Consider the following 14,373-nt stretch of genomic DNA (forward strand, 5'->3'; position numbering starts at 1 on the left):
ATGAATAAACTTGCTTATTGTGTTCGGCAAAGCGGCTACACAGTTGAGCACGGAAACAATGTGATTCAACAACAGTTGGACGGAGGTCCATCTCGGTATCGACGAGATGTCAGAGGAAATTCCCACATGGTTAGCTCAAGTTGGGTGACCGGTGAAAAAGGCTATCAGTATCTTGTGGCCTTTTTTAATGTCTGGCAACGAAATCCAAATCAGCCATTTTTAGCCTCGTTAATTATTGATGATGCCGAATTGCAAGAATATGAATGTTTTTTCAAGTCAGGCTTTCGGCTGGATTCAAAAGAGGCCAAGGTTTACACCTGCTCTGCAACTCTGGAAGTGAAAGCTAAATTACGTGACGACACACTTGATGACACGCTTGTGGCACTTGGTTCAGGCAGCGATATTTTTGAGCCGCTTGAAGAATTGGTGAATAAGGATTTTCCAAATGCACTGGGGGTTTAGGTGACTGACTATGTATCTTTTTTTCTTAATGCGCAGGGTGGCGTTATTCAGCTTGATTGCATCGAGATAGCGCATTCAAGCTTTCCTGAGGTGTTTCGCTATGTCAGAAATGACACAAGTGGAATTACTGTAAAGCATGAAGACGGTCTCGATTATTTTTATGAGTTTCAGCAGATGGAAATAGGCCGAAACAACATCACCAACGACTTGGACCAGGTATTTAGCATTACTTTGGCTGATTATGACGATGCATTAATCCAAGCCTATGCAAACCTGACTGACAATGTGCCACCCACTTTTAAGTACCGGGTGTATCGGGATGATGATCTAACAACCCCTATGCTAATCATTCAAACACTAGATATCGTCAGTATGAATAAAGACAGCACAGGGCTTGTAACTTTTGATGCACAAGCACCTGAACTAAACTCAGTCAGAACTGGAGATGCGTACTCATTAGAGCGCTTTCCTATGTTGCGGGGCACACTATGATTGATGATCTGCTTGATCGTGAGTTTCGTAGTGATTACACCTGTAATGAGCTTGCGTGTGAAGCGTGGGCCTTGGTTACCGGTGAAGATTTATCACAGCGATTAAATCAATTCTTGAATGGCGGCGATGACTTTGACCGGCTTGATCAACCCGTAAGCCCCTGTCTTGTTTTTATGTATAACTCAGCCCGAACTGAAACCCACATCGGGCTTTTTTATGAAGGTCGTGTTTTACATCTGGCGGCACATGGTGCTCAGTATGTGCCACTTGAATTTATTGTTGGTTATAAATATTGCGAGTTTTATAAATGAAACGTGTATTTATTATTCCAGACCCTTTCAACAAAGAAACATGGTCTGATGAAAGTGTTGAAGACGTTTGTGAGTATTTAAAACAGCAATTCACCGTGTTTCCCAAAAACACTCGCATTTACCACAATTCAGTTTCCAATAAAAACGATGTAACGCCTTTCGATGAGCGCTCGGTAAAGTATTTACAAAGCCTAGAGGGTGATTTTTATGTCGTAATTTATCCAGCCTGGATTCAAATTGTATTCTATGTAATTGCAGCAATATCGGCGGCATTTAGTATTTATACCTATATGACGATGCCTAAACCGCAAGTTTCTGCACCACAATCGTCAAATAATGATTTAGCTTCACGACAGAATCAGGCGAGATTGGGTGGTCGTGTTCCTGAAATTTTTGGACATTTACGTGCCGTACCTGATTTAATTTCAGCACCGATTACTTATTACGATGAGAATAATAAGGAAATTGAAGAGTGTCTGATGTTGTGCACACGTGGTTATGTTCAAATTCATGATATTAAAGATGATCAGACCAATGTGAATGATATTTCCGGTATGGCTGTGTCTGTTTATGATCCTCATACAAACATTACGGGGGCGCCAATTTATCAAATCGGTGAAGCGTTTACTGAGCCACCTCGTTTTTCAATTAAATCGAAATCAATTAATGGTCAAACTCTAAATGTGCCAAATGATCAAAAAATAGAATCGCCTGAAATATACTTTCAATTTCCAAATATCATTAAGACCGCATCTCCATATATTAATTTTGATCTGCTTTTTGATGCGAATGATTCAATAGGTATTTATGGTGCCGAGTTTCTTATTGATGATGCAACGCTGGCAGGTGATATCACACTTACACCTGAAAAACAGTTGACCATTCATTCAGCATTGGATATTGCGAGTGTGAATAACTTTGAAGATATTGTTTTGACGGGGGCATTAATTAAGGTCACTACCGAAATTACAGCTGAGCCACCAGAGATAGAGCCAACGTCTGTAGATAATTACTATGATTTATCTGGACGCTACAAAGTAACAAATACAACCAAAACAGTAGTATCCGGTGGATTCAATTATGTTATTTCACTGCAAAATGCCCAAGCGACCAACCCAAACTGGCAATATGTGACGCAGGACTTTACAGTTGGCGCGAATATTCTTTTCACCAATAATAGCGGATCGATTAATTTGAATGGTTCGTATATTGTTGATTCCGCGAGCACAGGTGAAATCAAGTTAATCAATCCGGACCTGCTAAATAGTGATTGGGCTAAAGTTAATTTTTTGCCAAACCAGAATACACAGAGTCAGCCTTTGGCAATCCGACTGGATAAATTAAACAACAGCTGGGTCGGTTGGTATAACCTTGAATTGGAAAATACTGAAGAACTGGTTTTTAATTTGTTTTACCAGAATGGATTGTTTTATCAAGATTCCAAAGGGGGAGTTTGGGTAAATGGTATGACAGCAAAGGTTGAATACCAATACATTGCCAGTGACAACACACCCATAGGACCAATTTATTCAACCACCTTTCATATTGAATCTAGTTCAAAAAGCCCATTTGGAACCACTAGACGAATAGCACTATCAACACCAGGACGGGTACGCTTCCGGATTGCACGCACCACCCCAACAAACAATAGTACTTATCAAGACTTAACCAAAATTAAGGATGTGTATGCAACTTCAAAAAGTAAAACTTTAAATTATGGTGACGTGACAATCGTACGATCTAAAACCTTGGGGACTGAAGGCGCTTTATCCCTGAAAGAGCGAAAGTTAAACATGCTGGTCACTCGAAAATTACCGGTAAACGGTACGGGTTCACTCACTGCAACAAGGTCAGCTGCGCAAGCGCTAATTTATTTAGCTTTAGACCACAAGAATGGACGAAGAAGTGATTATGAAATCGATATAAATCAAATCTTAACTGTTGAGCAGGAAGTAAACACTTATTTTGGCTCATCAAAAGCAAGTGAGTTTAGTTACACTTTCGACGATTCAAACCTGTCATTTGAAGAGATGGCGGGAATGATCGCCAGTTCATGTTTTTGTGAAACCTATCGGTTTGGATCTAAATTACGAATGAAGCTAGAGAAGCCGCAATCTAATGCAGTCTTGCTTTTTAATCATCGCAATAAGGTGCCGAAATCTGAAAAACGATCTTATTCAAACCGGATTGATAAGGGGTATGACGGCATTGAAATTGAGTACACAAGTCCGGCAGATGATGCGCGCATCAAATACTCTATTCCTGAAAATGGATCTGCAAATAACCCGATGACCATCAAGACCACCGGTATTCGTACCGATGAACAAGCTAAGACACGCGCTTGGCGAGAATGGAACAAGTTGCTATTCAAGCGTATTATCTGCCAGTTTGATGCCCTAGATGAGTCTAATTTGCTTGCGCGAAATGACAAGATTCTGGTGGCTGATAACACGTTGCTTGGTACGGAAGATGGCGAAGTAAATTCGGTGGATGGTCTGACTTTAACACTTTCACAAAATGTAGAATTTTCACAAAATCAGGTTAAGAAAATCTATCTGCAAATGCCGAATGGCTCTGTTGATATGATCGACTGTTATGCAGGGGCAATGACAAATCAAGTCGTTTTGAGTCGTGCACCGCTTGATTCGCTTGTGGTGAAATCTGATCGGTATCTAAAAACCACTTATCAGATCGTTAACTCCGAGAATGCAGGTAAATCAGCCTTCTTGGTCACTGAGATGTCACCATCCGGAAAAATGACCAATTCACTTAAAGCGGTCAATTATGACGCCAGATATTACCAACAAGATCACGACTTCTTTTAACTAAATTTTTAAAGATTAACAGCCACCTTCGGGTGGTTTTTTAATGCCTGGAGAAAAGCATGGCTGACATGGTGACAAAGCAGGAACTTGAAGCTGCAAAAATTGACGTAAAGAATGCAGGTGAAGCGGTTAATGAAAAAAAGATAGTGAATCCACGCTATGGTGCACCTTTCAAATCCTTACCTTTAGCTATTGAAGAGCTTAATATCAAAGCCGACGATGTCATCGCCAAAGGTTTTTACACCGGCTATGCAACTGAAACCGCATTAAAAGCCAGTCTGCCTACAGTATCAGAAATGCGTGCACGTGCGGATGATACCCGTAAGATCTGGCGCTGGAATCGTATTAGTGCTGAGGGTGTGACACCGGTGACAGGGACGTGGACCGATACCGGATTGAGTGATCTGGATCAGGCAAAAAACTTCACCATTCAAGAGTCGCAAGATTTATTCAAACAACAAAACCCATTAAACCTTCAGTCAAACATGACTGTTCGTAGATATTCGGCAGCCGACACATCCAATGATTATGCTGCTGGTACATATCAAACCCAAGTGGGACAGTCAGTTCAATTGGATGTTGTGGCATCGGGCAGTAACGCGATAAAGCATTTTTATCTGACCAGCCTTGCACCTCAGAATTTTGAAGCTGAGTTTAAAGTGACTCTACAGAATTTTGGTGGTGACGCTGTTGGGGTAGGATTCAAAACAGGAAATAACTTTGAAATTATTGCTTTCTCAAACAGCGGTAATTTTTCTCGAATTTCAAACTACACCCTCGCTACAATTCAAAGTGGTTTAGGCGGGTATGTGCTGGGGGATACCGTCAAGTTTAAATATGACGGTGCAAAGATTTCAGTATATGTAAATGAGGTCAAAAAAGGCGAAGCAACCATTACTGCGGGTGATGCAGTCTGCTTTGGTCAGATGGGTTTTAGCCGTTACTTGGTACAACTGAACGGTCAGGCTATAGATCCAATCCGTGAGTATGTTGCACAGGAATTATCAAAAATTCCTACCCCAGATCCAACCATTTTGCCACAAGCCAAAACGTACACCGAAACATATGTTGAAGACCAGTCAATCGATTTGTTTAAAAAGACTGTGGCAATACCTTACTCAAACAATATGACGGTCACGCGGTTTACTGCAGCAGCCACTTCGAATACATATACATCTGGTACATATCAGACATTGAATGGCTCAAAGGTAAATCTCGATGTATTAAAAGCAGGTTCATCCGCGATTAAGCATTACTTTGTGAGTGCGATCGCAGCCCAAGAACTAACTGCCGAATTTAAGGTGATCACGCAAGATATTGTAAGCGATATCATTGGAGTCGGTTTTAAAAATGGTGAAAACTACAATATTGTTGCATTTTCAAATTCAGGAAACTTGAGCACCGTTTCAGGCTATACCAACACATTAGTGACCAGTGGTTTAGGTGGCTATGGTGTCGGGGATACTGTTAAATTTGTTTTGTCAGGCAGCACTGTTAAAGTATATGTAAATGAAGTATTTAAGGCACAGCAGACACTATCCTCGACAGCAGGTGTACTGGTTATTGGCCAAGGTGGTTTCAGTCAATACGAGTCATCAATCGTTGGCGCTTCAACCGACCCAATCCGTGAGTATGTAAAAACAGAAATTGCAGAAGTGGCGAAGGGTGTTTTTTCAAAATGCTACTACTCATTTGAAGTGGGTGTTGCCCCTCTGCTCGGCACATTCAAAGCTTACACTCAAGTTAAAGGTGACCTATATGTAGGTTTTGAAGTCAAGCATGAATACGATATGAGTGATCTGGTTTATCAAAATTACTGGCGCATCTATCAGGCGCTTTTTTATAAGCTTACTGATGGGATTATGCAGCCGACAGGGAAGACAGCATTAGGTGTTGGTGAGTCTGAATTTGTACTCAAGACAAATTCAACCAAAGTGGATTTCACTGGCGGCTATCATGGTGATGAGATTTTCACTGATGTTAAGTTTTTAGCCGATGGTGTATTTATTCCAATGTCCGCAAATATTGCATTAAAAGCATGTGAGCAGTTTGAGTATATTGAAAAATCTACGATGCATGAAACTGCAGATGCCAATGGCTTTATCCCAGGACATCCTAAAATTGCCGACCATTTGAAGCATACGGTATTTAGAAATGCAGGATATAAGACAAGAAACTTGGTCAAGTGGAATTATGATGGGCTATTAACACTGATCTATCACGGGATTGCCTGTATTCACAAAGACGCATCAATGATTGTGTTTAGTGATGATACGTACACTGATCAGTCGATGACAGCGAGTACAAATAACTACTTCAATGCAATTGGTGCGCGTTTATATAAGGGCCGCAATGAAGCGAACGGTCTGGCCGTGGAAGCAGCAGCCTACCAAGTTACACCAGGTGACAAGGATGCACTGAGTGAATTCTTTGTGCACGACCGCAGTACAGATTCAAAATACTATCGTAAAACACCTGCGGGTAATGTTGCTGTTGGCGAAAAACATGAAAGTTATTTTGAATGTAAATTTATGGCTGTATAAAATTAGCATCCTTAATCATAACTAAAGAATTCTTCTTATGATCTTCACACCATGGATTAGCTTTAAGTTGATCTTTAATATCATGAGAGATCCCGTTTACAAGAACTTCAATTTTATTATTTTTCCAGTTGCTGAAACAAAAGTTTGATCTGGAGTTGACTGTATAATTTACATTGGAAATGTTAATTGTTCCACTTACGGGTGAAGTAATTCCACTCATTACAAAACCAAAAGCAGAACCTTTATCTGTATGTTGGTCTAACGATATAGATAGGGGTTTCTTGGAGCCATTGTAGTGTCGCATAGATGCTTGAAAGCCTACACCTTCATTATTATTGGTTTTGAGGTTCCTAAATTTAATATTCTGCAGTAATGCTTTATTATCATTGGGCTCAATATCAATACCATTTTGAGGACCAACACCGCTTGTATTGGTAATAGTTAAATCGTTTCCGATAAATCCATTTACCGAGGTTATAGAAATACCTTGTCTGCGATTATCATTCATTTTTATATTTTGGACTTTAATATTTGCAGTAGTGTTTTTACCTAATGTGCCTACATAGATTGCATCCCCCCACATTTTATTAATATTCATATTACGAATTTTAATATTTTGGGAATCTTTTATATCTATACCCATGCCCCATTGACCTTTATTGTCTAAATGGGTGTATTTATCACCGCTTAGATTGCCCCCACTAATATTTACATTTTTTACATTATGAACTTTGAACAATCTGTAACTTGTATTTTTATTGGGGATTACTTCAAGGTGTGTTTTAGAGGATAGCTCAACAGAGATATTACTCTTAAGAATAATTGATTTAGTAGCATCTACTTTATATCTACCTGCTGGAATCTTTAAAACTCCGCCTGATGGAAGTTTACTAATTTCTTGATTTAATTGATGTGTAATGTCAGTTCCCTCAGTTATTGAAAGAGCATATACAGGTGAGGAAAAACAGCTAAAGATAATAAAGTATATTAAATACCGCAATTTCATAATTTATAAACTCAAATTTTGAGTGATGATGCCAATTTAAATAGGGAGATTCTATTGATAAATTGTTCTCATAATTGTGAATGTGTGCAAAAAACACTTGAGATCGTTGCCGAGGCCAGGACTTGGCTAGGCACACCATATCATCACCAGGGACGTGTCAAAGGTGTAGGTGTGGATTGTGGAACCTTAATCTGTGAAGTCTATGAAAAAGTGGACCTCATGGATCACTTAGATCCGCGTCCATATCCACCAGACTGGCACATGCACCAGCTTGGACAGCGATACTTAGAACACGTCAAAAGCGTGTGCTTTGAAGTCGATGAGCCACAGCCTGGTGACATTGTTTTATATCATTTTGGCAAGTGCATCAGTCATGGCGCAATTGTCGTTGAATGGCCGACGATCATTCACTCATACATCCATCAGGGGGTCATCCTGCAGGATGGCACCAAAGGAAGTTTAGCCCGGCGAATCGCCGGGTTTTTTCGTATGAAGAGGCTAAAAGAATAATATGGGTGGATTGTTTGGCGGTACCACGATTAGCACGTCTGACAAGCGTATTAATTCTATGCGGATTCAACAGTCAGCTTATGGACTTTGTCAGCCATTGGTTTATGGAAAAAACCGTGTTTCTGCAAACATGTTCTGGTATGGCGATTTTAAAGCGATTGCACATACCACAACGACTAAATCAGGTGGGAAGGGCGGTAAAACTAAAACTACAAATACGACCTATACTTATTCAGCATCTTTAATGCTGGGTCTGTGTGAAAACAAAATCAAAGATATTGGCATTATTTGGCGTGATAAAGAACAGATCGTGGCTAAAACTGAAGGCGGTGTGCAGCTGCAGCCAATTGATCAAATCGGTTTTGAGCTATTCAATGGTGATCGAAATCCAGCATGGGGGTATTTAGCATCTAAGCATCCTGATGAAGCTGTGCATTATCCATTTTTAGGCTATGTCGCTTGTGCCAACTATGATTTAGGTGGCAGTGCTAGCCTTGCAAACCATACTTTTGAAGTGATGAGCGACATTACCTTTTCAAATACAATTCATGATGCGAATCCGGCTGATGTGATTCAGGATTTCATTACAAATCCACGATATGGTGCAGCGCCAAATTTGGATATGGCTGATTTATCCGAATTGCGAACCTATTGTGCAGCAACTAATTTGCTGGTTAGTCCTGCAATGACTGAACAGCGTGAAGCATTTGAAATTATCAATGAAATTGTTGAGGCAGTGAATTGTGCCGTGGTACCAAGTCCAGACGGTTTAAAAATCCGCTCATTTGGTGATAGTGCGGTCACAGGTAATGGTGTGACATTTACGCCAAATTTAGAACCGGTGTATCACTTAACAGATGATGATTTTATCGGTGATGATGAACCGGTTCGAGTTCGTCGCAGTCGTGATACCGATGCTTATAATCATACTCAAATTGAATATGTAAACCGATTCAATCAGTACAACACTGAAACGGTTGAAGCCAAGGATCAAGCCAATATTGAAATGTTTGGTTTGCGGACACAAGATCCAGTCAAATATGACTTTTTCTGTGAACCTAAGATTGCACGCCATGCAGTTCAATTGCTGCTTCAACGAATGCTGTATGTTCGTAATGAGTATGAGTTTGAACTGGGGTGGAAATACTGCCGTCTTGAACCCATGGACATTGTGACTATTACAGATGAATCTTTGGGTCTTAACCGTTTTTTGGTACGAATCACCCGTGTTGAAGAAGATGAAGATGGCGTACTTTCGATTACAGCTGAAGAGCTGGCAGTCGGATCTCGTTCTGCAGTTGAATATGATATGCAATCATCTAACGGATACCAAGGCGGAAATGAAGAGCCGGGCAATATCAATGCACCGGTAATTTTTGAACCGCCTTTAGATTTGACCGATGGTAAAAATCAGCTTTGGGTTGCGGCATCGGGTGGTATTAATTGGGGCGGTTGTAATGTTTGGGTCAGTCTTGATAATACCACTTACGAAATGATTGGTACCATTTATGGCTCGGCACGATATGGCACATTGGTGTCGGGCATTAATGCAACTGCTACGGCAATGCAGATACAGCTGAATACATCCAGTCAGATTTTTAGCGGTACGCTTGAAGATGCCCAGGTTGATGCGACATTGTGTAAGGTTGGTGATGAGTTTGTCAATTATCAGGAGGCCACACTTGATGGATCAGGACTGTACACATTAAGCGGTCTGCTTCGTGGTCGTTTTGATGATACTCAGGCACATAATGCCGGTGAGTCATTTGTTCGTATTGATCGGGCAATCTTTGAATATGACTTTAAATCCAATCTAGTTGATAAACAGGTTTATCTGAAGTTCACCAGCTTCAATGGATTGCAGCAAAAAGAAGAAACTTTAGATGAAGTCACTGCTTATGATTACACCATCACAGGAGGAAAACCACCTTTAGTGAAAGGGCTTTCGCTTCAATCCCCATTCATTGGAACTAGTTTTAAAGTGCAATGGCAGTCAACAGCAGGAGCCACTAGTTATATTGTACAAATCCGATCGGGTGGTGTGCTACTTCGTGAGGTTGAAACAACCAATACTGATTATAGTTATTCAATGGAAGAAGCCAAAATAGACGGTATTCAGCGTGCATACACGGTTCGAGTCGCAAGTAAAAACGGATCAATTGTCAGTACCTTTGCTGAATTAAATATCAGCAATCCAGTACCGCCACAATTATTGAATGTGTATACATCTGCAACGGCTGATTCGATCACAGTGACATGGATTCCAAGTGAAGTACCGGACCTGAAAGATTACCAGGTGTGGATCAGCACTAATGCGAATTTTGATCCTGATTCAACTGCTGCAAAATGGACGGGCACTGAAAATGCTTGCACGATTGGCGGTTTGCAATCAACGACAACATATTATGTTCGAGTTGCTGCACGTGACGTATGGAAGCCGACTTCATGGAATTATTCAACACGTATTACACAGGCAACTTCGGATAGTTAGAGTTTCAAAAACAAGAGCACCTTCGGGTGCTTTTTTTATTGCCAAAATTTAGGGGGCGAAATGTCGAACGCGACACAAATAGTTGATACATCAGGTCCAGTCGCAACTACTGCAGGTACAGGGATTACGATTATCTCTTGGCTTGCAACGTGGGATTGGGGGTTTCTGATCGGGGTTGCAATCGGTCTTGCAGGTCTAGCAATTAGTTTTGCTAACTACTTATCAAACAAGTCATTTCAAAAGCGTAAAGATCAGCGTGAACAAGAGTTACACGAAGTTCAAATGCGAAAAGAATTGGAGCAATGTAATGTCAAAGACTAAATATTTTGTTATTGGTACCGCTTTAGCCGCCTCTTTAGGCGGTTTTTTTATATCTGGGGTTAGCACTGAGCAGGTTCAAGCAACTGCTATTAAAGAAGGATACACACCTAAACCCGTAATCCCAGTGAAAGGCGATGTGCCTACTATTGGTAATGGTACAACTGTCTACTGCGATGGTAAGAAAGTCACATTGAAAGACCCAACTATTTCTAAAGAAAAAGCGCTTCAGCAACTGAAATGTCATATCGAAAAGAATGCACCAGCATTTAATAAGTCGTTGCAAGGTGTAAAAGTTTCGCAGGTTGAATATGATTTATACAACGACTTTGTTTATCAGTTTGGCATCACAGCATGGAACGGATCATCCATGCTTCGCAATCTCAAAGTCGGGAAGTATAAAGCAGCATGTGATTCGCTTTTGAAATGGAAATACGTGGCCAAGCGCGATTGCTCTGTGCGATCTAATGGTTGTTATGGGGTTTGGACTCGACAAGTTGAACGTCATTCAAAATGTATGGAGGCTAATTAATGCCATTCCTATTAATCATTTGGAACAACAAGCGCTGGACATTAATCATTGTTCTTTTGCTATGTCTGTTTTTTCAAACATGGCAAGTGAATAGTTTAGGTGGTGACTTGCGTGATGCAGAAATTGCATGTGATGGGCGTGTGGCTAAAGCACTTAAACCTTACATTGATGCAGAAAAAGCAGCACAAGAAAAATCTAATGAAGTGAGTGAACAATATGAAGAAACCAGAGAAGCTGAACGAGTCAGGACAGAATATATTACACATACCGTGCAAAAGATCGTGGAGCATCCTATTTATATCAACAATTGCTTTGATACTGATGGGGTGTCAGCAGTCAATTCCCTTATCGCCGGTGATTCCAGCAAACCTAATTCAACCATGCCCTGATTTGCACAAATTAGAGTCGGGGCAAGGTAAAGCGGTGATGTTGTGGTCTATTGATACCGTAGCGAAATATAACGACTGTAAGGCACGTCATGGTGCGATTGTGAAGGCCCTCAAGTGAGGGCTGCACAGCTCATTCGATTACGACGAATGTGGGTGTAGGTATATGTGTTTGAGGATTTTTTAGGTGGTAGATTCTTTATACATTCTGTAGAAAAAATAATAGACCTCTCTCATAAATCATTCAGATACATTCTCAATCCCGGTTTTTCTTTTGTTGATTTCCTGATTATAGATTTTTAGTTCAGGATCTAATTTACAGTTAAATTTTTCAGGGGATTACCAAACTGCTTCAAATATTCAACTCCCAACTGTCGCGAACCCTGATCATTAATATGATTGTCATCTTTCAGACGATATAAAGGCACATTATTCAGCATAATTTTACATACCTGCTGATTACATATAACCTTGGTCGGATCAATAATTTTTAATTGCGGATATTTGAATTTGGCTTCAGCCACAATCTGATTAAATTGCTTTAGCTGCATTTCATAGCTCGCTTTCGAAACTGTACATTGAGAATGACGATTTAGAATTTCATTACGGATATTGCAGTCGGAAGGTATACCATCCCAATCCAGACGCGGCACATCATTCAATAAAATCACCTGATCGCTAGACTGGTAGGCAATTTCTAAAGCTTTCAGCAAGCCTGCTTTAAAGATATCTTCTTCACTCTGATGAATACCATCTTTGAGTTTGATCACATCACTAAAATATGATGCATAGGAGCCAGCCATAATAATCATTGGATAGTGCGTATTTTCAAGATGAGCTGTAATGGCATTATTACGTTGCTGGAACTTGGATAGTTCCTCCCACTGCTTCAGCTTAAATATATACCTCTTGACTCCAGGTAGATAGAATGTTGAGCCTTGTGTAATGTCATAACCCCGCAGACTGGCATCTTTCGCCCACTCATCTAGCATTGCAGTATAGGCGTTGGCATGAGAATCACCGATCAATAAGAAATCAATTTCTTCTTTAGACTGTCCCAATACACAATCCTTTGGATCGGGTAAGACTTTGGGATCCACAGTATCTATACATTTGCTGCGGATCACATGTGCATATGTATGCAATGCTTCCTCTTTAGCATAAACCGACGGCGGGAACCGATCTGGAAAGCCATCATTGCTCTTGATAGTCAGGGCAATGCTGAGAAAACCGATCGCAGGCACCAAGAAACCTAAAATAATGACTTTGTAATTTGCTGCCATCACAAACCGTTTCAGTGGTTTTTCTGCTAACATATAGGTTAAATATGCCAAGAACAGAGATAGTAGAATAATGATGATCTGATTTTCCAGATTTAATGGCAGCATGTAAATCCCGAATAACACAATAATCGGCCAATGCCATAAATACAGCGGATAAGAAATTTTCCCAATCCAAGTACTAAACTGATTACTCAATAATAGATTGCTAGAAGGTACAGATTGCCCCAAATAAATAACGACTGCTGTTGCCAAACATGGAATCAGTGCCATAAGACCAGGAAATGGCGTCTGTTTATCAAAATAAACCGCTGCTACAAATAGAATAATAACCCCAACCCAGACTAGCCCTTGCAGTATTTTTTTCGGCAGCTTTGGTTGGGGTAAACAAGTAATCAATGCCCCCAGCAGCAACTCAAAAGCACGTACTGGCATGCTGTAATAAGCCTTAGCTGAATTTTGAGCCAGTTGGTACTGCGCATATGCCAGTAGAACAATGATAAATATACTAATCATCATCCAAAGATATTTACGTGATGATTTAATAAGAAACAGCCACAACAATAAAGGCCAAAAAATATAAAACTGTTCTTCTACCCCCAATGACCATAAATGTAGCAGCGGTACATTTTCCACGCTGGGGCTAAAGTAGTCCCCGACTTCATTACGCATATAGATATTAGCAATGAGTAAAGTGGCATACATGACACTCTCAAAATATTCAGTCAGCTCACTCGGCAGCATAATCCACCAGGCAACGACACTGACAACTGCGATTACGGTAAAATAAGCAGGTGCCAAACGAACTACACGTTTTTTATAAAACCGTGCAATTGAAAATTGTTGAGACTGGATATCGCGCGTCAAAATAAGGGTAATGAGATAACCTGAAATGACAAAGAAGATATCTACACCAATATAACCGCCAGAAAATAGTGACCAGCCTAAATGATTGAAAATGACCAGTAATACCGCAATGGTACGAAGGCCATCGATATCTGATCTGTAAGCAAAACTCATAAAAAATAATAGTAGCGAGAAATAATGTATTTTATTCTTTTAACACTCTAGATTGTATAAATTATATTTTTTACATTAGATATCTTTCATAAATTAAAAAGCTGTTCGTTTTTTTGATTTAAGAAAGAGTTATTTAAGCCCGCCCAAGTAAGTGCTCTAAAAGAAGCTTTTATTAGCCTAATACTTACCCAATACAC

Annotated in this window: 12 protein-coding genes; 10 read left to right on the forward strand and 2 right to left on the reverse strand. The window is 40.2% G+C overall.

The features are described 5' to 3' along the window. Genes AC3CAU_RS00325 through AC3CAU_RS00345 form a run of 5 tightly spaced genes read left to right on the forward strand, consistent with a single transcriptional unit; the run spans position 1 to position 6,633 of the window. On the forward strand, positions 1-462 hold the full coding sequence (locus AC3CAU_RS00325) for a hypothetical protein (protein ID WP_447053000.1): 462 nt from the start codon (positions 1-3) through the stop codon (positions 460-462). Beyond that, the gene (locus tag AC3CAU_RS00330) at positions 463-954 is read left to right on the forward strand and encodes a hypothetical protein (RefSeq protein ID WP_447053001.1); all 492 of its coding nucleotides are present in this window, start codon (positions 463-465) and stop codon (positions 952-954) included. Beyond that, entirely contained in the window at positions 951-1,265 is a 315-nt protein-coding gene (locus AC3CAU_RS00335; protein WP_447053002.1) for a hypothetical protein, read from the forward strand. Before AC3CAU_RS00330 ends, AC3CAU_RS00335 begins: the two co-directional genes overlap by 4 nt. Then, positions 1,262-4,090 carry a host specificity factor TipJ family phage tail protein gene (locus AC3CAU_RS00340; RefSeq protein ID WP_447053003.1) on the forward strand — a complete coding sequence of 943 codons (2,829 nt, stop codon included), beginning with the start codon at positions 1,262-1,264 and terminating at the stop codon, positions 4,088-4,090. The genes AC3CAU_RS00335 and AC3CAU_RS00340 overlap by 4 nt, the downstream gene beginning before the upstream one ends. Before the next feature lie 59 nt (positions 4,091-4,149). Beyond that, the gene (locus tag AC3CAU_RS00345; RefSeq protein WP_447053004.1) at positions 4,150-6,633 is read left to right on the forward strand and encodes a hypothetical protein; all 2,484 of its coding nucleotides are present in this window, start codon (positions 4,150-4,152) and stop codon (positions 6,631-6,633) included. On the opposite strand, the gene AC3CAU_RS00350 is transcribed toward AC3CAU_RS00345, so the two are convergent. Next, positions 6,620-7,639 (reverse strand): glycoside hydrolase family protein, encoded by a 1,020-nt coding sequence (locus tag AC3CAU_RS00350; RefSeq protein ID WP_447053005.1) that lies wholly within the window; start codon positions 7,637-7,639, stop codon positions 6,620-6,622. The genes AC3CAU_RS00345 and AC3CAU_RS00350 overlap by 14 nt on opposite strands. 84 nt (positions 7,640-7,723) lie before the next feature. Between AC3CAU_RS00350 and AC3CAU_RS00355 the strand changes: the two genes are divergently transcribed. From AC3CAU_RS00355 to AC3CAU_RS00375, 5 genes are read left to right on the forward strand one after another with little or no spacing between them, the layout of a single operon-like run. Continuing rightward, entirely contained in the window at positions 7,724-8,149 is a 426-nt protein-coding gene (locus AC3CAU_RS00355) for an NlpC/P60 family protein (protein ID WP_447053006.1), read from the forward strand. A 1-nt stretch (position 8,150) separates the two neighbouring features. Further along, positions 8,151-10,640, forward strand: a complete 2,490-nt coding sequence (locus AC3CAU_RS00360; protein WP_447053007.1) for a phage tail protein — start codon at positions 8,151-8,153, stop codon at positions 10,638-10,640. A gap of 60 nt (positions 10,641-10,700) precedes the next feature. After that, positions 10,701-10,961 (forward strand): phage holin family protein, encoded by a 261-nt coding sequence (locus tag AC3CAU_RS00365; RefSeq protein WP_447053008.1) that lies wholly within the window; start codon positions 10,701-10,703, stop codon positions 10,959-10,961. Next, the gene (locus AC3CAU_RS00370) at positions 10,948-11,490 is read left to right on the forward strand and encodes a glycoside hydrolase family protein (protein WP_447053009.1); all 543 of its coding nucleotides are present in this window, start codon (positions 10,948-10,950) and stop codon (positions 11,488-11,490) included. Before AC3CAU_RS00365 ends, AC3CAU_RS00370 begins: the two co-directional genes overlap by 14 nt. Beyond that, the gene (locus tag AC3CAU_RS00375; RefSeq protein ID WP_447053010.1) at positions 11,490-11,879 is read left to right on the forward strand and encodes a hypothetical protein; all 390 of its coding nucleotides are present in this window, start codon (positions 11,490-11,492) and stop codon (positions 11,877-11,879) included. The genes AC3CAU_RS00370 and AC3CAU_RS00375 overlap by 1 nt, the downstream gene beginning before the upstream one ends. Positions 11,880-12,187: 308 nt before the next feature. Here the strand turns inward: AC3CAU_RS00375 and AC3CAU_RS00380 are convergent, their stop codons facing one another. Continuing rightward, positions 12,188-14,176, reverse strand: a complete 1,989-nt coding sequence (locus AC3CAU_RS00380; protein WP_447053011.1) for an acyltransferase family protein — start codon at positions 14,174-14,176, stop codon at positions 12,188-12,190. Positions 14,177-14,373 lie beyond the last annotated feature (197 nt).

The organism is Acinetobacter sp. GG23 (assembly GCF_057766365.1).

Coding starts and splice junctions, on each gene's coding strand:
- AC3CAU_RS00325 (WP_447053000.1), top strand. CDS start 1: ATGAATAAACTTGCTTATTGTGTTCGGCAAAGCGGCTACACAGTTGAG.
- AC3CAU_RS00335 (WP_447053002.1), top strand. CDS start 951: ATGATTGATGATCTGCTTGATCGTGAGTTTCGTAGTGATTACACCTGT.
- AC3CAU_RS00340 (WP_447053003.1), top strand. CDS start 1,262: ATGAAACGTGTATTTATTATTCCAGACCCTTTCAACAAAGAAACATGG.
- AC3CAU_RS00345 (WP_447053004.1), top strand. CDS start 4,150: ATGGCTGACATGGTGACAAAGCAGGAACTTGAAGCTGCAAAAATTGAC.
- AC3CAU_RS00350 (WP_447053005.1), bottom strand. CDS start 7,639: ATGAAATTGCGGTATTTAATATACTTTATTATCTTTAGCTGTTTTTCC.
- AC3CAU_RS00360 (WP_447053007.1), top strand. CDS start 8,151: ATGGGTGGATTGTTTGGCGGTACCACGATTAGCACGTCTGACAAGCGT.
- AC3CAU_RS00365 (WP_447053008.1), top strand. CDS start 10,701: ATGTCGAACGCGACACAAATAGTTGATACATCAGGTCCAGTCGCAACT.
- AC3CAU_RS00370 (WP_447053009.1), top strand. CDS start 10,948: ATGTCAAAGACTAAATATTTTGTTATTGGTACCGCTTTAGCCGCCTCT.
- AC3CAU_RS00375 (WP_447053010.1), top strand. CDS start 11,490: ATGCCATTCCTATTAATCATTTGGAACAACAAGCGCTGGACATTAATC.
- AC3CAU_RS00380 (WP_447053011.1), bottom strand. CDS start 14,176: ATGAGTTTTGCTTACAGATCAGATATCGATGGCCTTCGTACCATTGCG.